General features: G+C 63.9%; 20 protein-coding genes. 6 read left to right on the forward strand and 14 right to left on the reverse strand.

Annotated features, from left to right (window positions below; translation table 11 throughout):
• Window positions 1-57 precede the first annotated feature (57 nt).
• Complete coding sequence (locus DCO48_RS00200; RefSeq protein ID WP_116548623.1) at window positions 58-636, forward strand: nucleoside triphosphate pyrophosphatase; 579 nt, start codon at window positions 58-60, stop codon at window positions 634-636.
• A 47-nt stretch (window positions 637-683) separates the two neighbouring features.
• Here the strand turns inward: DCO48_RS00200 and sppA are convergent, their stop codons facing one another.
• The 3 genes from sppA to rluC are packed head-to-tail and all read right to left on the reverse strand — an operon-like array spanning window position 684 to window position 3,301.
• Window positions 684-1,667 carry a signal peptide peptidase SppA gene (sppA, locus tag DCO48_RS00205; RefSeq protein WP_116548624.1) on the reverse strand — a complete coding sequence of 328 codons (984 nt, stop codon included), beginning with the start codon at window positions 1,665-1,667 and terminating at the stop codon, window positions 684-686.
• A gap of 7 nt (window positions 1,668-1,674) precedes the next feature.
• A complete protein-coding gene (locus DCO48_RS00210; RefSeq protein WP_116548625.1) occupies window positions 1,675-2,352 on the reverse strand; it encodes an HAD-IA family hydrolase in 678 nt (225 codons plus the stop codon).
• The gene (gene rluC, locus DCO48_RS00215) at window positions 2,342-3,301 is read right to left on the reverse strand and encodes a 23S rRNA pseudouridine(955/2504/2580) synthase RluC (RefSeq protein WP_116548626.1); all 960 of its coding nucleotides are present in this window, start codon (window positions 3,299-3,301) and stop codon (window positions 2,342-2,344) included. Before rluC ends, DCO48_RS00210 begins: the two co-directional genes overlap by 11 nt.
• A gap of 747 nt (window positions 3,302-4,048) precedes the next feature.
• On the opposite strand from rluC, the gene rne reads away from it, so the two are divergent.
• Entirely contained in the window at window positions 4,049-7,231 is a 3,183-nt protein-coding gene (gene rne, locus DCO48_RS00220) for a ribonuclease E (protein ID WP_177410583.1), read from the forward strand.
• 118 nt (window positions 7,232-7,349) lie between these two features.
• Here rne and murB read toward each other — a convergent pair whose 3' ends face one another.
• From murB to DCO48_RS00260, 8 genes are all read right to left on the reverse strand, one after another.
• Window positions 7,350-8,369, reverse strand: a complete 1,020-nt coding sequence (gene murB / locus DCO48_RS00225; RefSeq protein ID WP_116548628.1) for a UDP-N-acetylmuramate dehydrogenase — start codon at window positions 8,367-8,369, stop codon at window positions 7,350-7,352.
• Window positions 8,366-8,830: a low molecular weight protein-tyrosine-phosphatase gene (locus DCO48_RS00230; RefSeq protein ID WP_116548629.1), complete on the reverse strand. Its 465-nt coding sequence runs from the start codon at window positions 8,828-8,830 to the stop codon at window positions 8,366-8,368. The genes murB and DCO48_RS00230 overlap by 4 nt, the downstream gene beginning before the upstream one ends.
• Window positions 8,830-9,594, reverse strand: coding sequence for a 3-deoxy-manno-octulosonate cytidylyltransferase (gene kdsB / locus DCO48_RS00235; RefSeq protein ID WP_116548630.1), 765 nt, complete (start codon window positions 9,592-9,594; stop codon window positions 8,830-8,832). The genes DCO48_RS00230 and kdsB overlap by 1 nt, the downstream gene beginning before the upstream one ends.
• Window positions 9,591-9,776 (reverse strand): Trm112 family protein, encoded by a 186-nt coding sequence (locus DCO48_RS00240; protein WP_003247142.1) that lies wholly within the window; start codon window positions 9,774-9,776, stop codon window positions 9,591-9,593. Before DCO48_RS00240 ends, kdsB begins: the two co-directional genes overlap by 4 nt.
• Window positions 9,777-9,813: 37 nt before the next feature.
• A complete protein-coding gene (gene lpxK / locus DCO48_RS00245) occupies window positions 9,814-10,824 on the reverse strand; it encodes a tetraacyldisaccharide 4'-kinase (protein WP_116548631.1) in 1,011 nt (336 codons plus the stop codon).
• Window positions 10,825-11,256 (reverse strand): biopolymer transporter ExbD, encoded by a 432-nt coding sequence (locus tag DCO48_RS00250; protein ID WP_116548632.1) that lies wholly within the window; start codon window positions 11,254-11,256, stop codon window positions 10,825-10,827. It lies immediately after the preceding gene.
• Window positions 11,253-11,888, reverse strand: coding sequence for a MotA/TolQ/ExbB proton channel family protein (locus tag DCO48_RS00255; RefSeq protein WP_165840712.1), 636 nt, complete (start codon window positions 11,886-11,888; stop codon window positions 11,253-11,255). The genes DCO48_RS00250 and DCO48_RS00255 overlap by 4 nt, the downstream gene beginning before the upstream one ends.
• Before the next feature lie 62 nt (window positions 11,889-11,950).
• Window positions 11,951-14,173 carry a DNA internalization-related competence protein ComEC/Rec2 gene (locus DCO48_RS00260; RefSeq protein ID WP_116548633.1) on the reverse strand — a complete coding sequence of 741 codons (2,223 nt, stop codon included), beginning with the start codon at window positions 14,171-14,173 and terminating at the stop codon, window positions 11,951-11,953.
• A gap of 143 nt (window positions 14,174-14,316) precedes the next feature.
• On the opposite strand from DCO48_RS00260, the gene DCO48_RS00265 reads away from it, so the two are divergent.
• Window positions 14,317-14,856 carry a DUF2062 domain-containing protein gene (locus DCO48_RS00265; RefSeq protein ID WP_116548634.1) on the forward strand — a complete coding sequence of 180 codons (540 nt, stop codon included), beginning with the start codon at window positions 14,317-14,319 and terminating at the stop codon, window positions 14,854-14,856.
• Here DCO48_RS00265 and DCO48_RS00270 read toward each other — a convergent pair.
• From DCO48_RS00270 to DCO48_RS00280, 3 genes are all read right to left on the reverse strand, one after another.
• On the reverse strand, window positions 14,824-15,603 hold the full coding sequence (locus DCO48_RS00270; RefSeq protein WP_116548635.1) for an ABC transporter permease: 780 nt from the start codon (window positions 15,601-15,603) through the stop codon (window positions 14,824-14,826). The genes DCO48_RS00265 and DCO48_RS00270 overlap by 33 nt on opposite strands.
• Entirely contained in the window at window positions 15,600-16,532 is a 933-nt protein-coding gene (locus DCO48_RS00275) for an ABC transporter ATP-binding protein (protein WP_116548636.1), read from the reverse strand. Before DCO48_RS00275 ends, DCO48_RS00270 begins: the two co-directional genes overlap by 4 nt.
• A gap of 149 nt (window positions 16,533-16,681) precedes the next feature.
• A complete protein-coding gene (locus DCO48_RS00280) occupies window positions 16,682-17,305 on the reverse strand; it encodes a glutathione S-transferase family protein (RefSeq protein WP_116548637.1) in 624 nt (207 codons plus the stop codon).
• 184 nt (window positions 17,306-17,489) lie between these two features.
• Here DCO48_RS00280 and DCO48_RS00285 point away from each other — a divergent pair, with 184 nt between their 5' ends.
• The 3 genes from DCO48_RS00285 to DCO48_RS00295 all read left to right on the forward strand — a co-directional run bounded on the left by DCO48_RS00285 (window position 17,490) and on the right by DCO48_RS00295 (window position 21,262).
• Window positions 17,490-19,937: an acyl-CoA dehydrogenase gene (locus DCO48_RS00285; protein WP_116548638.1), complete on the forward strand. Its 2,448-nt coding sequence runs from the start codon at window positions 17,490-17,492 to the stop codon at window positions 19,935-19,937.
• 328 nt (window positions 19,938-20,265) lie between these two features.
• Window positions 20,266-20,739 carry a hypothetical protein gene (locus tag DCO48_RS00290; protein WP_116548639.1) on the forward strand — a complete coding sequence of 158 codons (474 nt, stop codon included), beginning with the start codon at window positions 20,266-20,268 and terminating at the stop codon, window positions 20,737-20,739.
• A gap of 115 nt (window positions 20,740-20,854) precedes the next feature.
• Complete coding sequence (locus DCO48_RS00295; protein ID WP_116548640.1) at window positions 20,855-21,262, forward strand: PA2817 family protein; 408 nt, start codon at window positions 20,855-20,857, stop codon at window positions 21,260-21,262.
• Window positions 21,263-21,268 lie beyond the last annotated feature (6 nt).

Below are 21,268 nucleotides of genomic sequence, written 5' to 3' on the forward strand. Positions count from 1 at the left end.
AGGAAATTCCGCCCCATTCAGCATGTTAGAATCGCCCAACCTGCTCAGGAGTTCACCATGCTGCCCTTGTTACTGGCTTCCAGCTCCCCTTATCGGCGCGAATTGCTGTCGCGCCTGCGCCTGCCATTCGCCTGCGCATCGCCGGATATCGACGAACGGCGCCTGGACGACGAGCCAGCCTTGGAGCTGGTCAAGCGCCTGGCCCGGGAAAAGGCCCAGGCCCTTGCCGGGCGCTACCCGGGCCACCTTATTATCGGCTCCGACCAGGTGGCGGTGCTCGGCGAGCAGATTCTCGGCAAACCCCACACCTTTGACAAGGCCTGCGAACAGCTGCTGGCCGCCAGCGGCAACCATGTGACCTTCCTTACCGGCCTGGCGCTGCTGAACAGCGAGAGCGGCCAGTGCCAGGTCGATTGCGTGCCCTTCACGGTACACATGCGCGAGCTCGACCTACCGCGCATCGAACGCTACCTGCACGCCGAGCAACCCTACGACTGCGCCGGCAGCTTCAAATGCGAAGGCCTGGGCGTCAGCCTGTTCCAGACCACCCATGGCAGCGACGCAACCAGCCTGATCGGTCTGCCACTGATTCGCCTGGTAGACATGCTGCTGAGCGAAGGCGTGAGCATTCCCTGAGGCACAAAAAAGCCGGCCCCGGGGCCGGCCTTTCATTCACGGGTAACTCACCGCAAGGTGGGCCCCTGGAAGCCCATCCACATTGCCAGATGCTCGGCAACGCTGGCACCGATACGCTTGGAGAAACGATCGAACGGCGACTCCTCGACAGTGAAGTCGACCAGCGTCTTCTCCCCGACCACCTCGCGCGCCACGTAGTCGGTACTACCCAGCCCATCCACCAGCCCCAGCTGCAGCGCCTGCTCGCCCGACCAGATCAGACCACTGAACAGCTCGGGGTGATCCTTGTCCTTCAAACGCTCGCCACGCCCCTGCTTGACGCTGGCAATGAACTGGCGATGCGTGGTTTCCAGCACACCCTGCCAGAAACGGGTTTCCTCCGGCTTGGCCGGCTGGAACGGGTCAAGGAAAGCCTTGTGCTCGCCCGCGGTGTAGGTGCGGCGCTCAACCCCGAGCTTCTCCATGGTGCCAACAAAGCCATAACCGGCCGCCGTCACGCCAATGGAGCCGACCAGACTGGCCTTGTCGGCATAGATCTGATCGGCGGCACTGGCGATGTAATAGGCACCCGAAGCCCCCAGATCGCTGATGACCGCATACAGCTTGATCGCTGGGTACTCGGCACGCAGGCGACGGATTTCATCATAGATGTAACCCGACTGCACCGGACTGCCACCCGGACTGTTGACGCGCAGGATCACACCCTTGGTTTTCGGGTCCTTGAAGGCCGCCTGCAGGCTAGCAATGATGTTATCGGCACTGGCCGGCTCCTTGTCGGCGATCATCCCTTGCACGTCAATGACTGCGGTATGACTGGCACTGCGGCTGGCAGCCTTTTCCACATCCATCAGCGGCGTGAACAGCACGAGAATGCCGAACAGGTAGAGGAAAGTCAGCAGCTTGAAGAAAATCCCCCAGCGCCGCGAGCGACGCTGCTCCACCACGCCGGCCAGGAGCGTCTTCTCCAACAACTGCCAGCTTTTCTGATCTTCGCTTTTCTCGGCGCTTGGCGCCTTCCACTCGTCCGTCATGCTGTACCTATCCTGGAATAACCCCGGCAGCCGCCCGATTCAACCACGGCTGCAATTGAGAAAAGTGATCAATGGACAACTGTGGTGCGTAAACGCTCAATGCCTCGAGCGACATCGCCCCATGACCGATGGCCACCGAATGCACACCGGCATTCTGCGCCATCAACAGGTCGAATGCCGAATCGCCGACCATCAGCGTACGCGATGCAGGCACCTGGCAATGCCGCATGATCTCCTCCAGCATCAACGGATGCGGCTTGCCGCGGGTTTCGTCGGCGGCACGGGTGATATCGAAGAAATCCTCCCAGCCATTGGCACGCAACACCCGATCCAAGCCGCGACGGGCCTTGCCGGTCGCCACCGCCAGACGGTAGCCATCGGCGCGAAACGCCTCAAGCGCCTCGACAACGCCAGGATAGAGCGGCGAAGGCTGCTCATCCAGGGCCATATAGATGTCGGCGTAGTGCTGCCGGAATGCCATGACCCCGGCTTCATCCAACTGCGGATATAAGGTGCTGATCGCTTCCGACAGCGCCAGACCAATGATGCCCTTGATCGCCTCGTCGGCACACAACGGCTGACCGGCGCGCTCGGCCGAACGGTGCATCGCCTCGACGATGCGCCCGATTGAGTCGGCCAGGGTGCCGTCCCAATCGAAGATCAGCAGGTCGTAATCACGGCGCACTCAGCAGACGCTCCACGGTCTTGGCCCACATTTCGTCGACCGGCGCCTCCAGTTTCAGCTCGCCGCCATCGGGCAGCGGCACGGTCAGCGCGTAGGCGTGCAGAAACAGGCGCTTGCCGCCCAGGTCACGCACTTCGCGGGTAAAGTCTTCGTCGCCGTACTTGCTGTCGCCGGCAATGCAGTGCCCGGCATGCAGGGCGTGCACGCGAATCTGGTGGGTACGACCGGTGATCGGCCGGGCCTCGACCATGGTCGCGAAGTCGCCGAAGCGGCGCAGCACCTTGAACAGGGTCAGTGCCTCCTTGCCTTCTTCGTTGACTTCGACCATCCGCTCGCCGGAACGCAGGTTGCTCTTGAGCAACGGTGCGTTGACCTGCTTCTTGGCCGTAGCCCAGTGCCCGCGCACCAGCGCCATGTAGCGTTTGTCGACACCGTCGCCGCGCAGGGCAGCGTGCAGGTGGCGCAGCATGCTGCGCTTCTTGGCGATCATCAGCAGGCCGGAGGTATCGCGGTCGAGCCGATGGACCAACTCCAGTTCCTTGGTATCCGGGCGCAACTGACGGAAGGCCTCGATCACCCCGTAGTTCAGCCCACTACCACCGTGCACGGCAATGCCGGCAGGCTTGTTCAGCACGATCAGCGCCTTGTCTTCGTAGACAATCGCCGCCTCCAGGCGCTGAAGCAAGCCTTGCGCCAACGGTGCTGGCTCGTCGCGCTCGGGTAGACGAACGGGCGGCACGCGCACGATGTCGCCAGCCTGGAGTTTGTACTCGGGTTTGATCCTTCCCTTGTTCACCCGCACTTCGCCTTTACGCAAAATGCGATAAATCAAGGTCTTGGGAACGCCCTTGAGTGCGGTGATGAGGAAATTATCGATGCGTTGGCCGGCAAGTTCCGGCGCGACCTCGATCAGCTGGACGCCGGAGGTCGGGGGGGCAGTAGTCGTCATTTGCGAATCATAACAATTTTTTATGGATTTGAAGCACTTAATGATTGCTGCTATAGTCGCGAACGCCGCCAAAAGCGGCTGGCCAGCGGACCAATGGCTTTGAGCCGGCCCTGACCTACGCAATTCTCCAGGACGCGAGGCCGTCCGACGGGGCTTTTGCCAGTTTACAGAATTGCCTGGAATCGCCACCAGCGCCGATGAGAGAAGACCGATAAAAAACAAAAAAGAGCGGTGTTTGGCCCTCCCACTTCGTTTTTTTTCGACGCCCACTCTACTCAGCGCAGTCGCTTTCACGCAGCCATGGCAGATGCTTCGGAAATACAAGCCTTAGCCATAAATGCGCGAGCTCCCGTACGGAGCTGGCGATAAATGCAACCCGTTGCGGATTCAGCGCGCGGCAGCACCCGAATTATCAGGGATACGTGTAGGGTGGAGATGCACAACCGTCGGACCGTGTAGTACTGCGTTCAGTCCACAGGCCCCTGGCCCCGCGACCGAACCCGGTCTTGATCAAGATGCCCACTGGGCGTCCACGGCCGAAGGCTGATTCCTCCTCCTGACTGAGTGCATTTGACACCACAGCTAGCAGGACGCGTCGTCGCGACTTCGGCAGTTCTGGTTTACCAGGCCACCGCAAGCCGCTGGACACGGGATGGCCCCGCCAGCCCTGACGCACCCTGACACCGACCGTGAGAAGTCGTGTGTGCCGAACGCCGTTTCCGGCAGCCCGGAAACCGACGGTATTACATGAAAAGAATGCTGATTAACGCGACTCAACCCGAAGAGTTGCGTGTTGCTCTGGTAGATGGCCAGCGCCTCTACGACCTGGACATCGAGTCCGGTGCACGCGAGCAGAAGAAGGCCAACATCTACAAAGGCCGGATCACCCGCATCGAACCCAGCCTGGAAGCCGCTTTCGTCGACTTCGGCTCCGAGCGCCATGGCTTCCTGCCGCTGAAGGAAATCTCCCGCGAATACTTCAAGAAGGCACCTGAAGGCCGGGTGAACATCAAAGAAGTGCTCAGCGAAGGCCAGGAAGTTATCGTCCAGGTCGAGAAAGAAGAGCGCGGCAACAAGGGCGCTGCCCTCACCACCTTCATCAGCCTGGCCGGTCGTTACCTGGTCCTGATGCCAAACAATCCACGTGCCGGCGGCATCTCCCGTCGCATCGAAGGCGAAGAGCGCAACGAACTGCGCGAAGCCCTCAACGGCCTGGTCGCCCCTGCCGACATGGGCCTGATCGTGCGCACTGCCGGCCTGGGCCGCAGCAGCGAAGAAATGCAGTGGGACCTCGACTACCTGCTGCAACTCTGGACCGCGATCAAGGAAGCCTCGCAAGACCGCGCCGCGCCGTTCCTGATCTACCAGGAAAGCAACGTCATCATCCGCGCCATCCGCGACTACCTGCGCCAGGACATCGGCGAAGTGCTGATCGATAGCATCGACGCCCAGGAAGAAGCCCTGACCTTCATCCGCCAGGTGATGCCGCAGTACGCCAGCAAGATCAAGCTGTACGAAGACAGCGTTCCGCTGTTCAACCGTTTCCAGATCGAAAGCCAGATCGAAACCGCCTTCCAGCGCGTTGTCGACCTGCCGTCCGGCGGCTCGATCGTGATCGACCCGACCGAAGCCCTGGTCTCCATCGACATCAACTCGGCGCGCGCCACCAAAGGTAGCGACATCGAGGAAACCGCCCTGCAGACCAACCTGGAAGCGGCTGAAGAAATCGCCCGCCAACTGCGTCTGCGCGACATCGGCGGCCTGATCGTGATCGACTTCATCGACATGACCCCAGCCAAGAACCAGCGCGCCGTGGAAGAAAAAGTCCGCGAATGCCTGGAAGCCGACCGCGCCCGCGTCCAGGTCGGCCGCATCTCGCGCTTCGGCCTGCTGGAAATGTCCCGTCAGCGTCTGCGCCCTTCGCTGGGCGAAAGCAGCGGCATCGTCTGCCCACGCTGCAGCGGCACCGGCATTATCCGTGACGTCGAATCGCTGTCGCTGGCCATCCTGCGCTTGATCGAAGAAGAAGCCCTGAAGGACCGCACCGCCGAAGTCCGCGCCCAGGTGCCGATCCCGGTCGCCGCGTTCCTGCTCAACGAAAAACGCAACTCGATCACCAAGATCGAACTGCGCACCCGGGCCCGTATCGTCATCCTGCCGAACGACCACTTGGAGACTCCGCACTTCGAAGTCCAGCGCCTGCGCGACGACAGCCCGGAAGCCCTGAGCGGCCAGTCCAGCTACGAAATCGCCGCAGCCGAAACCGAAGAAGTCCAGCCGGCTGCCGCCACCCGCACCCTGGTTCGCCAGGAAGCGGCGGTCAAGACTGCCCCGGCCCGCGCCAACGCACCGGTTCCAGCCGCCGCCGAAGCCCAGCCTGCCCCCGCCCCGGCTGCCCACGCGGTGCCTGAGCCAAGCCTGTTCAAAGGCCTGGTCAAGTCGTTGGTCAGCCTGTTCGCCGGCAAGGAAGAGCCTGCCGCTACCCCGGTCGTCGCCGAGAAGCCTGCTGCCGAGCGCCCAGCGCGCAACGAAGAGCGCCGTAACGGTCGCCAGCAGAGCCGCAACCGCAATGGCCGTCGCGACGAAGACCGCAAGCCGCGCGAAGAGCGTGCCGAACGTGCCCCGCGCGAAGAGCGTCAACCACGTGAAGAGCGTGCTCCACGCGAAGAACGTGCACCGCGTGAAGAACGTGCACCGCGTGAAGAGCGTGCCCCGCGTGAAGAGCGCCAACCACGCGCGCCACGTGAAGACCGTCGCCCCCGCGAAGACCGTCCTGTTCGTGAATTGCGCGAACCGCTGGACGCTGCACCGGCTGTCGCCGCTGCCGCTGCCGCACCAGCCGTACGTGAAGAACGTCCTGAGCGCGCCCCGCGCGAAGAACGTGCTCCACGCGAAGAGCGCGCGCCCCGTGAAGAGCGTGCACCTCGTGAAGAGCGCACCCCACGCGAGGAACGTGCACCACGCGAAGAGCGCGCACCACGTCCACCGCGCGAAGAGCGTCAACCACGCCCTGCCGAAACGGCTGACGAGGCCATCGAAGCCGGCGACGAGCAACTGCCTAACGAAGAACTGCTGCAGGACGAGAACCAGGAAGGCGCCGAAGGCGAACGTCCACGTCGTCGCTCCCGCGGTCAGCGTCGTCGCAGCAACCGTCGCGAACGTCAGCGTGATGCTAACGGCGATGTCGTCGAAGGCACCGAGGAAAGCGCAGAGGAAGGCAACGAGCCAACCGGCGCCGAACTGGCTGCCGGCCTGGCCGTGACTGCCGCTGTTGCCACCAGCAACATCAGCGCCACCGCCGAAGCTGAAGCCAATGTTCAGGCCGAGCGCGCTACTGCCGCCATTGAAGAGGCTGTACCGGCTGCCGCTGTCGAAGCCGTTGAAACAACTGACGCAGTGAAGGCCGCCGAAGCTGCCGAAACCGTTGAAGTTGTCGCTGAAACTGCAGTGGTTGAAAGCACCGTCGTCGAGCCTGCCGCTGTGGTTGAAGCAGCCCAGCCGATTGTTGCCGAAGAAGTGGCTATCGCCCCAGTGGTCGAGCAGCCCGTCAGCGAGCCGGTCGCCGCGGTCGAGCCAGTGGTCGACGTGGCCCCGCAGCCAGTGGTAGAAGCACCGGTTGAAGTGGCTGTTGCCGCCGAGCCGGTCGTTGAAGCCCCACGCGAACCGCAAGTGGTTGAGCCAGCAGTGGTTGAGCCAGTTGCTGTCGAGCCTGCGCCGGTGGTTGTCGAAGAAGCTCCGGCAGCTGTAGAGCCTGTCGAAGTTGAAGCGCCGGTGGTAACCCTGGCCAATGGCCGTGCACCGAACGACCCACGTGAAGTGCGTCGTCGCAAGCGTGAAGCAGAAGCGGCCGCCGCCGCTGCTGCTGCCGCAGCACAGCCTGCTGAGGCACAAGCCCTGGAAACCGCCGAAGAGCACAAGCCTCACGGTTGATTCCAGCGGCTAAATAAAAAGCCCCGCCAGTGAACACTGGCGGGGCTTTTTTATACCTTGCTGAAACACCCGAAGCCCACCCGCTCTCCTATTGTGGGAGCTGGCTCGCTGTCAGCGGTCAGTACAGATTCGGCTCCATCTCCAGCTCAACCCCGAAGCGCGCCAGAATGTCACCCTGGATCTTCTGCGCCAGTGCATGCAGTTGCCCACCACTGGCCTGACCATAATTGACCAGTACCAGCGCCTGCTGCTGATGCACCCCGGCATCGCCATCGCGAAAGCCCTTCCAGCCAGCCTGCTCGATCAGCCAACCTGCCGCTAGCTTCACCTGACCATCGGCCTGTGGATAAGCCACCAACCCCGGATGCGCCTGACGAATCCGTTCTACCAGTACCGCAGCAACCACCGGGTTCTTGAAGAAACTCCCGGCATTGCCCAGCTCCAGCGGGTCCGGCAGTTTTTCCCGACGGATACTGCAAATCGCCGTACTGACATCCTGCGCCGACGGCTGCTCGACACCCTGCTCGTTCAAACGCTGGCGCACCGGACCGTAATCCAGGTGTAACTGCGTGCCCCGACTCAGCGCGAAACGCACCCGCAGAATCAACCAGCGCCCCGGATTGCGCTTGAACAGGCTGTCGCGGTAACCAAAGTCACACGCCTGCAGGTCGAAGTCGCGCAACTCGCCGGTGTGCCGATCCAGCGCCGTCAACCCAGCAAACACGTCCTTGATCTCGACCCCATAAGCGCCGATGTTCTGCATCGGCGCCGCACCGACAGTGCCCGGAATCAAACTGAGGTTTTCCAGCCCGGCCATGCCGTGATCCAGCGTCCACTGCACGAATGGATGCCAGGCCTCCCCCGCTTCAGCTTCGACCACCACCCGCTGACCATCGTCGGACAGCACCCGAATCCCCTGACTGGCCATGCGCAGCACCAGCGCTTGGACATCGGCGGTCAGCAGCAGGTTGCTACCGCCCCCGATCACCAGCACCGGCCACTGCCGTTCGGCGGCATACGCCAGCAACTGGCGCACCTCGTCGTCGTTGTGGGCCTGGGCAAACTGTGCGGCCTTGACCTCGATACCGAAGGTGTTGAACGGCTTGAGCGAAACCTGTGCCTGTACCTGTACGCTCATACACGCCCCTTCAATTCGCCCACCAGGCCCTGGCACGCCGCCTCGATCAGGTCCAGTACCCGCTCGAAGCCTTGCTCGCCGCCATAGTAAGGATCCGGGACTTCGTCGACGGCGCCGTCATAGCGGCGCAGGAACAGGTCCAGCTCAGCCTTGGCGCCAGCCGGCTGCAACGCCTTGAGGTCACCGAGGTTGCTCTTGTCCATGGCCAGGATCAGGTCGTAGTCGGCAAAGTCTGCCGCACGCACCTGCTGCGCACGCTGCGCCGACAGGTCATAACCGCGCAGCAAGGCCGCACGCCGCGTCCGGCTGTCCGGCTGCTTGCCGACATGCCAGTCACCGGTGCCCGCCGAAGCCACTTCAACCCGCTCGGCAAGGCCGGCCGCCTGCAGCTGATGACGCAACACGCCTTCGGCGGTAGGCGAACGGCAGATGTTGCCCAGACAGACAAACAGAACCCGCATCAAGCCTCCAGCAAGCGCCGAACGCGCTCCAGGTCTTCCGGGGTGTCGACGCCCACGGGCGGCGCTTCGATGGCATCGGCAACATGAATACGCACACCGTTCCACAGCGCGCGCAACTGTTCCAGCGACTCGGCCCTCTCCAGCCAGCACGGCCCCCAACTGACGAAGTCCTGGAGGAACCCGGCACGGTAGGCATACATGCCGATGTGGCGGCGATACGGCACGCCTGCCGGCAGTTGCTCACGGCTCTGGGCGAAGGCATCGCGCGCCCACGGCAGCGGCGCGCGGCTAAAGGTCAGGGCCAGGCCATTGCTGTCGCTGACCACTTTCACCGCGTTCGGGTTGAACAGTGCTTCGACCTGCTCGATCGGCTCGGCGAGGGTAGCGATGCCGGCTTCCGGATGGGCCGCCAGGTTGGCGGCCACCTGGTCGATGATCACCGGCGGAATCAACGGCTCGTCGCCCTGCACGTTGACCACGATGGCATCGGCCGCCAGGCCCAGCTTGGCCGCGACTTCGGCCAGGCGGTCGGTGCCCGACTCATGGTCGTCACGGGTCAGCAGCACTTCGGCGCCAAACGCCTGGCAAGCCTCGACAATGCTGGCATCGTCGGTCGCAATCACCACGCGCGCGGCGCTGCTCTTGCGGGCCTGCTCCCACACATGCTGGATCATCGGTTTGCCGGCAATCGGCAGCAGCGGCTTGCCCGGCAGGCGTGTTGAACGCAAACGCGCCGGAATCACCACGGTAAAGGTCTGGCTCATTTGTCCAGACGCTCGTCGTCGGTCAGGGTGCGCGCTTCGCTTTCCAGCATCACCGGGATGCCATCGCGGATCGGGTAGGCCAGGCCTGCGCCCTTGCTGATCAGCTCGGTCTTGTCGGCGCTGAGTTTCAGCGGGCCTTTGGTGATCGGGCAAGCGAGGATATCGAGCAGTTTGGTGTCCATGTACATTCCTCAGGCCGGTGGCCGGAAAAAGAAGAAATCAGGGCTGTGCGGGTGCCGGCAGCAAGCGCAACAGTTCGGCGTCGAGCCAGGCGACAAAGGCCGGCGAAGGCCGCGCATCGACCGCAAGGTACCACCAGTCATCCGCCGCGAAGGCGCGGCATTTGACCGCGTCCTTCTCGGTCATCACCAGCGGCAGCGGCGGCGTGAAGCTCAACGCCTGGGCGCTGAACGCGGCGTGGTCGGCAAAAGCGTGCGGCACTGGCCGCCAGTTTAGCCCTTGCAGGGTATTGAAGAAACGCTGCGGGTTACCGATACCGGCCACCGCATGCAGTGCCTGGCCTGGCGGGAAGTGCTCGAGCCCACGGCGCTCGCCGCTGCGCAGGTTGACCAGTGCGGTCGGCTGAAGGGTGAAGGCGAAACCGTCGTCGCGGTCCGCCGTGGCGCCGTTGAACAGCACCGCGTCGACGTCGGCCAGGCGTTCCACCGGCTCGCGCAGCGGCCCCGCCGGCAGGCAGCGGCGATTACCGAGGCCACGGGCCGCGTCGATCAGGACCAGTTCCAGGTCACGGGCCAGGCGGTAATGCTGCATGCCGTCGTCGCACAGGATCAGGTCCAGCGGCTCGGCAGCCAGCAGGGCTCGCACGGCTTGGGCGCGGTTCGGGTCGATCACCAGCGGCACCCCGCTGCGTTGCACGATCAGCAGCGGCTCGTCGCCGGCTTCGGCTGCCGACTGCTCGGCACGCACCCGCCAGGGGAACTGCGGCGGCCTGGCGCCATAACCACGGCTGACCACGCCCACGCGCAGCCCGCGCTGACGGCAATGTTCGATCAGGAAAAGAATCAGCGGCGTCTTGCCCGTGCCACCCACGGTGATGTTACCCACCACCAGCACAGGCACCGGCGCGCGATAGATCTCGCCCTGGCCCGCCAGAAAACGTTCGCGCTTGGTGCGCACTACACGGCGGTACAGGGCCTCCAGCGGGCGCAGCAGCGCCAGCGCCGGATGGCCGTTGTACCAGGCCGCAAGCAATCGATCGGCAGCAGCCATTTATGGGGTCCCCGGCGCCGCCTCGACCGTGGTCATGCGCAGCTGGCTGAAGCCCAGCTTGCCGGCCGCATCCATGGCGGTGACTACGGCCTGGTGCGGCGTCTTGCCGTCGGCACTGATCGACAGTGGCAACGTGGTGTCGCCATTGGCTTCCTTGGCCAGCGCCTCGGTCAGGGTGGCCAGGTCGCTCTTGGGCAGCAGGTGGTTATTGATCGAATACACGCCCTCGGCGCTGATGGTGATCTCCAACTGCTTCTGCTCGCTGTCCGGGGCCGGCGCACCGCTGGCCGCTTCCGGCAGTTCGACGCGCAATTGGGTTTCGCGAGTGAACGTGGTGGTAACCACGAAAAACAGCAACAGGATAAACACCACGTCGATCAACGACGCCAGGTTGATGTCCACGGTCTCCCGTGGCTTGCGCCGGAATTTCACGCCTTGCCCTCGCTCAGGTCGACATCACGGTCGCCCTGGACCACTTCGACCAGCTTGATCGCCTCCTGCTCCATGCCAACCACCAGCTCGTCGATGCGCCGTTGCAGGAAGCGGTGGAAGAACACTGCCGGAATACCGACCATCAGGCCCGCCGCCGTGGTAATCAGCGCCTTGGAGATACCGCCGGCCAGCACCGAGGCGTTGGTGGTCATGCCCGAACCGGTGAAGGCACTGAAGATATCGATCATGCCCAGCACCGTCCCGAGCAGGCCGAGCAGCGGCGCCATGGCAGCGATGGTACCCAGCGCGTTGATGTAGCGCTCCAGCTCGTGGATGACCCGGGCGGCGGCTTCTTCGATGCATTCCTTCATGATCTCGCGACCATGCCGGGAGTTCGCCAGGCCGGCGGCGAGGATCTCGCCCAGCGGCGAATCGGCGCGCAAGGCCTTGAGCTTATCGCTATTGAGTTGTTTGTCCTTGATCCAGCGCCAGACCTGCCCAAGCAGGTGCGGCGGGGTCACTCGACTGGCACGCAGGACCCACAGGCGTTCGGCAACGATCGCCATGGCGGCAATGGAGCTGAGGATGATCGGCAGCATCATCCAGCCACCGGACTTGACCAATTCCCACACAGTTAGGACCCCCTCGAAAAAGTTCGCCACTCTACCATAGGGGGCCGGGCCGCCGAACAGCGTCATGTCGGTTCGCGCCAGAAACGGCGCTGCTCACGCTGCGCCTGCGGCCTGGCAAAACGCCCCAGGCGCAGGCGCACCGCCCCGAGCACGGCGCTGTCGTAGACGACACTGCCCAACGCCGCATAGCGCGCCAGCACCTGCGGGTGCGGATGGCCGAAATGGTTGTAGCGCCCACGCGACAGCAGGATGCCGGTGGGTGCGGTCAATGCGAGAAAGGTCGCGCTCGACGAACTGCGACTGCCATGGTGCGGCGCCTGCAACCAGTCGACCGGGCCAGCCATCGGGCTGTGCAGCCAGGCCGCCTCGGCGCGGGCATCGATATCGCCGGTCAGCAACAGCGATTCGCCGCCCGCCTCCACCCGCAACACGCAGGAACCCTGATTGCTGCCGCTCGCGCCCTCCCACTGCCACAGACTGAAGTGCGCGCCCTCCCACTCCCAGCGCTCGCCGCTGGAGCAGGCGCTGGCGTGCAGGCCAGCATGCAGCGCAGCCGGATCGCCCGCGATGACTCGCGCCACCGGCAGGCCGCGCCGAATGGCACGGGCGCCGCCAGCATGATCGCTGTCGGCATGGCTGAGCAACATCAGGTCGAGCCGGTCGATACCGAGCTTGCGCAAGGTCGGTAGCACCACCCGTTCGCCCAGGTCGCTGTCCGCCAGTGCCGGGCCAGCGTCGTAGAGCATGACGTGGGCGCTGGTACGGAGGATGAACGCCTGGCCCTGGCCGACGTCCAACTGCCAGACTTCCACTTCGCCAAACGGCACCCGCTGCGGCGCCAGCAGGCCAGCCAGTGCCAGCAGCGGTACCCCGAGCACGCGCATGGGCAAGCCTGTCGGCAGCAGGATCAACAGCGCACCGAGCACGATCAGTGCCAGGCCCCACCAAGGTGGCGCCGCGGGCAACCAGGCCGGCTGCCAGGCGGCCAGCCAGTCAAGCACCGCAAACAACCCGGCCAATGCACCGCCCGCCAGCCAGAGCAGCGTTTCGCCAATCCACGGCAGCGGCAGCAGCAACGTTCCGCCCAGCGCAAGCGGCACCACGATCACACTGACCCAGGGCACGGCCAGCAAGTTGGCCAGCGGTGCCGTCAGGCTCACCGGCAGGCCCCAGCCCAGCAGCACCGGCAACAGCCCCACGGCAATCAGCCACTGCGCACGCGTCCAGGCTCGCCATCGATGCCAGGCACCGAGGCGGCCGCTGAAACTGAAGATCAGCACCGCAACGGCGGCAAACGACAGCCAGAACCCGGGCAACAGGCTGGCCAGCGGCTCGACCAGCAGCACCCCGACCAGCGCCAGCAGCAACGGCCAGCCGAAGCTCAGATGACGGAAGCGCAAACGCCATAGCAGCACCACCGCAAGCATGATGCAGGCGCGCTGCACCGGTACCTGGAACCCGGCCAGCAGGCCGTACCCCAGCGCCGCGGCGAATGCCAGGCCGCAGGCCCAGGGTAGCCACGGCAGCCGTCGCGGCCAGCAGCCGATTCGCGCCAGGCCGGCGACCAGGGCATAGATCAACCCCGCCAGCAGGCCGACATGCTGCCCGGAGATCACCATCAGGTGTACCGTGCCGGTCGCCTGCAGGGCTTGCCAGTCTTCGGCAGAAAGCCCTCCGCCGTCGCCCAGCACCAGCGCCGCCAGTGCGCCTTCGCGGCCATATGCATCGACCCCGGCCAGACGTTGGCGCAAGCTGTCGCGCCAAGCCCAGGCCGCCGGCGCCAACCGCTCGCCGGCCTTGACGCTACCGCTGGCACCGATACGCCGCGCCAGCAGGTGTGCTTGCGGGTCCGGGCCATGCGGGTTGAGCAGGCCGCCCGGCTGCCTGAGAGTCACTGCCAGGCGCCAGCGTTCGCCACTGCGCAACGGCGGCCCGCCGTGCCAGGTCAGTTGCAGCCGCGCCGGTAGCGTCTCGCGACGAGAACGCGCGTCAGCCAACTCGAAGCGTACCGCCTGCGCACCCTGCGCCGGCAAACCGACCACCTGCCCTTCCAGCCATAGTGTGCGCCCGTCCAGATGCGCCGACAGGCGCTCGTCCAGCGCCGCCTGCGCCGACAAGCAGGCCCAGCCCAGCCCGAGCAGAAACAGCCCCGCTCGCCAGCGGCGAAACATCAGGCAAAGCAGCCCGAAGAAGAGCAGCCCCCACTGCCAACCGACCGATGGCAGCACGGGCAACCAGATCAGGCTCAACAAACCGCTCGCAAGCGCCAACATCCCTGTGCGCATAACTTCAAGCCCCAGAACCCAAACCCGTTCATCAGGCTTAGTTCAAGCGAGCGCAGCGTTTGCTTATTAATTGTCACAAAGTCTGAATTGGCGCTGTTTATATTCCGTGCATACTGGCCCCCTTCAGAGCGCCGAGACCTCACATGCCGCGTCGACTTTTCAAACGCTACATGCCCGATCCGACGAGCATCCGGGAGCACAAATCCTTACGCTTTCTCGGACGGCTGCTGCACGACCCCAACTTGTGGCACCTGAACCGCCACTCGGTCGCCCGCGCCATGGGCGTCGGCCTGTTCGCGGCGTTCATTCCGATTCCGATGCAGATGCTGCTGGCCGCCAGCCTGGCGATTCCGGTCCGCGGCAACCTGCCGATCGCGGTCAGCCTGGTCTGGCTGACCAACCCGATCACCATGCCGCCGGTGTTCTTCTGCACCTACCAGATGGGCGCCTGGCTTATGGGGATTCCAGCGCGTACGCTGCCGGAAGAACTGACGTTCGAATGGATCACCGAGCAGTTGTCGACCCTGTGGCAGCCGTTCCTGCTCGGTTCGCTGGTGTGTGGTGTGCTGCTCGGTGCGCTGGCGTACTGCCTGACCATGCTCTACTGGCGCTGGTGGGTTGGCAGGCAGTGGCGCCGGCGCCAGCAGCGATCAGCTGCGCATGCCCCGACCGCTGACCAGTAGGCGCACGCAACCGACGTACAGCACGGCAGTGGCGACCAGCATGAAGGTGATGGCCGTGCCGATCTGGATGTCCGAGACGCCGAGAATGCCGTAGCGGAACGAGTTGACCATGTGCAGCACCGGGTTGGCCAACGACACCGTCTGCCAGAACGGTGGCAGCAGGTTGATCGAGTAGAACACGCCGCCCAGGTAGGTCAGCGGCGTCAGCACGAACGTCGGGATGATCGAGATATCGTCGAAGTTGCGCGCAAACACGGCGTTGATGAACCCGAGTAGCGAGAAGATCGTCGCGGTCAGCAGCACCACCAGGATGGTCACGCCAAGGTGATGCACCTGCAGGTGGGTGAAGAACATCGACAGGATGGTCACGATCACCCCCACCGCCAGCCCGCGCAGCACACCGCCCAGGGTGTAGCCGATGAGGATAGTGTGCGGCGACACCGGCGATACCATCAATTCCTCGATAGAGCGCTGGAACTTGCTGCCGAAGAAGCTCGACACCACGTTGCCGTAGGAGTTGGTGATCACCGACATCATGATCAGCCCCGGCACGATGTACTCCATGTAGGTGAAGCCACCCATGTCGCCGATCTGCCGGCCGATCAGGTTACCGAAGATGACAAAGTACAGGACCATGGTGATCGCCGGCGGCAGCAGGGTTTGCGGCCAGATCCGGGTGAAGCGGCGTACTTCGCGATAGACGATGGTATTCAGGGCAATCAGGTTGGGGCGCAGTTCCGAACTCATACCGCCACCTTCGCCAGGTTTTTTTCCACCAGGGACACGAACAGTTCCTCAAGTCGGTTGGTCTTGTTGCGCAGGCTCTGCACCTCGATGTTCTGCAGGGCCAGTTGGCCGAACAGCGCGGTGATGCCCACTTCCTTGTCTACCTGCACTTCCAGGGTGTGCGCTGTGATCAGCCGGCACGGGTAGCCGACCAGATCCGGCGCCTGGGCGAGGTCATGCTTGAGGTCGAGCAGGAAGGTCTCGACGTGCAGCTTGCCGAGCAGGGCGCGCATGCTGGTGTTCTCGACGATGGTGCCGTGATCGATGATGCCGATGTGGCGGCACAGCTGCTCGGCCTCTTCCAGGTAGTGCGTGGTGAGGATGATGGTGATGCCTTGCTGGTTCAGCTCGGTGAGGAAGGTCCACATCGAGCGGCGCAGTTCGATGTCCACGCCCGCCGTCGGTTCGTCGAGGATCAGCAGGCGCGGCTCATGGATCAGCGCGCGGGCGATCATCAGTCGGCGCTTCATGCCGCCGGACAACGAGCGCGACGGCACATCGCGCTTGTCCCACAGACCGAGCTGAGTCAGGTATTGCTCGGCACGCTCCTTGGCCACCTTCATCGGAATGCCGTAGTAACCGGCCTGGGTCACGACAATATCGAAGGTTTTCTCGAACTGGTTGAAGTTGAACTCCTGCGGCACCACGCCGATGCTGCGCTTGAGCTGGGCCGGGTTGCGGTCCAGGTCGTGGCCGAAGATGTTCACAGTGCCGCTGGTCTTGTTCACCAGGGTCGAAAGAATGCCGATGGTGGTGGACTTGCCGGCACCGTTGGGGCCGAGCAAGGCGAAGAAGTCGCCTTCGGCAACGTCCAGATCGATGCCCTTGAGGGCCTGGAAGCCGTTGCCGTAGGTCTTGGTTAACTGCCGGATGGACAGAGCAGAACTCATAGCGGGTCTACGCACCAGATTGGAGGATTCACGGATCAGAAAACGGCCGATCAACGGTCAACCGCGGTGAAATGTGGCCATGGTGCTTGGCCCGGCCACACAAGTACAGTCAAGTCTATCGATAGTAACTATCGGTTTAAGCGAAACGATCAGGTCAGTGCGGTCATCACCGCGGCCTGATAGGCCGGACGCTCCTGCAGCCGCTCGTACCAGGCGCGCAGGTGGCGCATGTCCGGTCGCTCGATAGGCATCTCGAACCAGGCGTAGACGAAGCTGCCCAGCGGCACATCGCCCATGCCCGGTTCCTGCCCGGACAGAAAGGGTTGCGTGGCCAGCGTGGCGTCGGCAATCGCCAGCAACTGGGCGCAGGTTTTCTGTGCAGCGTTGATCGCAACCCAGTCGCGTTGCTCCGGCGGCGTGCGCAACAGGCCCCAGAACAGGGGGCGGAATGGCGTAGCGAAGGACGAGGTGGTCCAGTCCATCCATTTGTCGGCCTTGGCTCGCGCCACCGGATCGCTCGGGTACCAAGGCGTGCCGGGCGCATGCTTGGCCCCCAGGTAACGGACGATGGCATTCGACTCCCAGAGCACCAGCCCGTCGTCTTCGATCATTGGCACCAGGCCGTTGGGGTTGAGCGCACGGTAATGCGGCTCGTCGACCTGGCCAAACGCGCCGCCGGCATCGATGGATTCGTAGTCCAGGCCCAGTTCCTGGGCACACCACAATACCTTCCTGACATTGGACGAATTCTTTCGACCCCAGATCTTGAGCATGACGACTCCCTGACTGAATGCGCTGGACGGCCAGTCTACTCCAGCAACGCACGCAGGCAATCGTTAGCCATGAAACGAACTCCGTCGTTCATGTTCTGTCACTGTTCAGACGAGGCTGTTTAGCGGATGCCTACTAAGCTCTGATGGATGGCTGTAGCCCCCACGGTTTCACGGAGGAAAAACTATGTTGCTGTTGTGGTTGGTGGTGCTGGTGATCGGCGCGGCGTACCTCGCCCACCGGCGTGTCGGGGCCTTGCCGGCCTTGGGCATCGTCGCGGTGTATCTGCTGGCGATGGGTATTTTCAGTCGCGCGCCGGGCTGGTTGCTGGCGATTTTCTGGGGGGTGCTGGCGGCCAAGTTTGCCCTGGTGCTGCTCCCCGACCTGCGTCGTCGGCTGCTCAGCGGCCCACTGTTCGGTTGGTTCCAACGCACCTTGCCGCCGATGTCGCAAACCGAACGCGAAGCCATCGATGCCGGGACGGTGTGGTGGGACGGCGAGCTGTTCAGTGGCCGCCCCGACTGGAACACCCTGCTGACCTACCCCAAGGCGGCGCTGAGCGCCGAGGAACAGGCCTTTATCGACGGCCCCACCGAGGCGCTCTGCGCGCTGGTCAGCGACTGGCAGATCGGCCAGGACCTCGACCTGCCGCCGGCAGCCTGGGCACACATCAAGGAGCATGGCTTCTTCGCCCTGATTATCCCCAAGGAGTATGGCGGCAAGGGCTTCTCGGCCTACGCCCACTCGCAGGTGGCGATTAAGCTGGCGACCCGCAGCGGCGACCTGGCCTCGACGGTGATGGTGCCCAATTCGCTCGGCCCGGCCGAACTGCTGCTGCACTACGGCACCGACGAGCAGCGCAACCACTACCTGCCGCGCCTGGCCCGCGGCGACGAAATCCCCTGCTTTGCCCTCACCGGCCCGCTGGCCGGCTCCGACGCCGGGGCCATGCCCGACACTGGGGTCATCTGCAAAGGCCAGTGGCAGGGTGAAGAAGTACTCGGCCTGCGCCTGAACTGGGAAAAGCGCTACATCACCCTCGGCCCGGTGGCCACCCTGCTAGGCCTGGCCTTCAAGGCCTACGACCCGGATCATCTGCTGGGCGAACAGACCGAACTTGGTATCAGCCTGGCGCTGATTCCCACCGACACCCCGGGCGTCGACATCGGCAAACGTCACCTGCCGCTGGGCGCGGCGTTCATGAACGGGCCGAACGCCGGCAAGGACGTGTTCGTGCCACTGAGCTTCCTGATCGGTGGCCAGAAAATGCTCGGCAAAGGCTGGATGATGCTGATGAACTGCCTGTCGGTGGGGCGCTCTATCTCGCTGCCGGCCGTGGGTACCGGGGCCGCCAAGTACACCAGCCTGGTGAGCGGTCAGTACGCGCAGGTACGCGAGCAGTTCAACGTGCCGCTGGCCGCCTTCGAAGGCATTCAGGAGTCGCTGGCACGCATCGGCGGCAACGCCTGGCTGATGGACAGCGCACGCCTGCTCACGGCCAAGGCGGTGGACCTCGGCGAGAAGCCCTCGGTGCTCTCGGCGATCCTCAAGTACCACCTCACCGAGCGTGGCCGCGAATGCATCCAGCACGCCATGGACGTGCACGGCGGCAAGGGCATCATCATGGGCCCGAACAACTACCTGGGGCGCAACTGGCAGGGTGCGCCGATCTTCATCACCGTCGAGGGCGCGAACATTCTGTCGCGCAACCTGATGATCTTCGGCCAGGGGGCGATTCGCTGCCATCCGTTCGTGCTCAAGGAAATGGCCCTGGCCGGCCGCGACGACCATGACCAGGCCCTCAAGGAGTTCGACCAGTTGCTGATGCAGCACATCGGCTTTGCCGTTGGCAACGCGGCCAGCACCCTGGTGCTGGGTCTCGGCCTGGGGCACCTGGAGAAAGTCCCCGGCGATGCGCTGAGCCAGGGTTACTTCCGTGCCCTCAACCGCCAGGCGGCGGCATTCGCTATGCTCGCCGACCTGAGCATGATGCTGCTCGGGGGTGAATTGAAGCGTCGCGAACGGCTGTCGGCGCGCCTCGGCGACGTGCTGAGCAACCTGTACCTGGGGTCGGCGGCACTCAAGCGCTATCACGACCTCGGCGCCCCCGACTACATGCGCCCACTGCTCAGCTGGGCCATGGAGGAAAGCCTCGGCCAGGCCGAAAAAGCCCTCGATCGGATCCTCGATAACTTCCCCAACCGCTTTATCGGCTGCGCCCTGCGCCTGGTAGTGTTCCCGTTCGGTCGCCGACATACCGGCCCATCCGATGCACTGGATGCCGAAGTGGCCGCACTGATCGGCCGGGCCAAGGGCGACCCGGCACTGGAAGAGCTGCTGGCCGGCTGCTACCGCCCGACCGATGCGGACGATCCGGTGGGAGCCCTGCAACACGCCAGCGACCTGCTCGGCGCCAGCGCCCCGCTGCACAAAAAACTGCATCAGGCCCTCAAGGCAGGGCAGCTCGCGCCAGCGCCGGGCGAGTCGCTGATCGATGCCGCGCTGCAAGCCGGGGTGCTACAGGCCGGCGAAGCGCAGAGCCTGCATCAAGCCGAAGCGGCGCGGCGGCGGGTGATCGATGTCGATGCCTTTACCAAGGCGCAACTGCTGCCGACGGCGGGTAAAGTCCGCTGAGCCAAGGGGAGCAAAACGGGCGCGCGCAGCCGTATATATGCGCGCCGGTTTTGCTCCAGCGGATCGCCTCCATGAGCAACGCTCCCCTCGAATGCCATCTTGCCCTGCCCACCCACCTGCGCAGCATCCTCGCGCACTCGGCGATTTCGCAATGGTCGGTTTCCAGATGCCCCTACCTGTCAACTGACATTTCTATCAGTAGCGAAAACTGCTTCCCGAGCCTGATAATTTGAAGCCATGAGGGCAGCCGCACCTATAAGCCACATCCCCGCTGCTATCAGCTGTTCTTACTACATGGACTTATTCCTCCATCGAAGGAGATACCCGAATGAGCTGTTCACGCTCGCTTATTGCATTGGTCTTCTCAAGCGCTAGTACGCTCGCACTGGCTGCCGACCTGACACTCCTGGTAGAGCCGCAGAACGTAGAGTTGCGCCTGAGCAAGCCTTTGGGCCTCACCTCAAGCGTTATCGCTTCCCACAACGACACGACGGTCGCGCTGCCGACAGGCCAGACCGTTATTTACAAACTGGCTGACCGCTCCGCCGATCCGAACAAACTGACACCCACCTACGCGCTGATTTCCATACAACCAGCGGGCGAGTCGAAAACCCTCAGCAAAGTCAGCTGCAAGAACGATGGCCAGGCCAGCGATGCCCCAACCGTTGAAATCAACGTGGGCAAGCAGACCACGAAATGCCTGCCCAAGGGGCCGTCGGTCAGCCTGACCGGGACCTCCGAGAGCGACGATGTGGCCATTTTGGTCGAGCCCACTATCACCGATGCCAAGGCCGCTAACTGAGCTGTTCCGCGCACGTAGACAACGGGGAAAAGCCCGCTGAGCCAATCGGACCGGGACATCGGGCGCGCAGCGCCGTATACTCGCGCGCCCGTTTTTGCTCTAGAGGATCGCCCCCATGGCCAACGCTCACCTCGAATATCATCTTGCCCTGCTCACCCACCTGCGCAGCATCCTGGCCGCCCTCGGTGAAGCCGAACAGGTGCCGGAAGAAAGCCATGAGCTGTTCCTCGAGCGCTTCGACGACCTGATGCAGCAACTGCCGGTCGACCCGGAAAGCAAATACCTGGGCCAGGACCTGATGTGCCAAGTAATCCAGCGCTACCCGCAGATCGCCCACCTGGTGCCACGCGACCTGCTGTGGTTCTTCGGCGGTGATTGCCTGCACTTCATGCCGGACCAGGAATTGGATCTCTACCAGGCCCTGGAGGAACGCCGCTACGAGGCCGAACAGAACGACGAACCGTTCGACTGGAACCAGGAAAAACAGCTGCTGAGCATGTCGTCGGACGACAGCACGCACTGATATCCG

It is taken from the genome of Pseudomonas sp. SDI (assembly GCF_003105155.1).
Lineage (GTDB): Bacteria > Pseudomonadota > Gammaproteobacteria > Pseudomonadales > Pseudomonadaceae > Aquipseudomonas.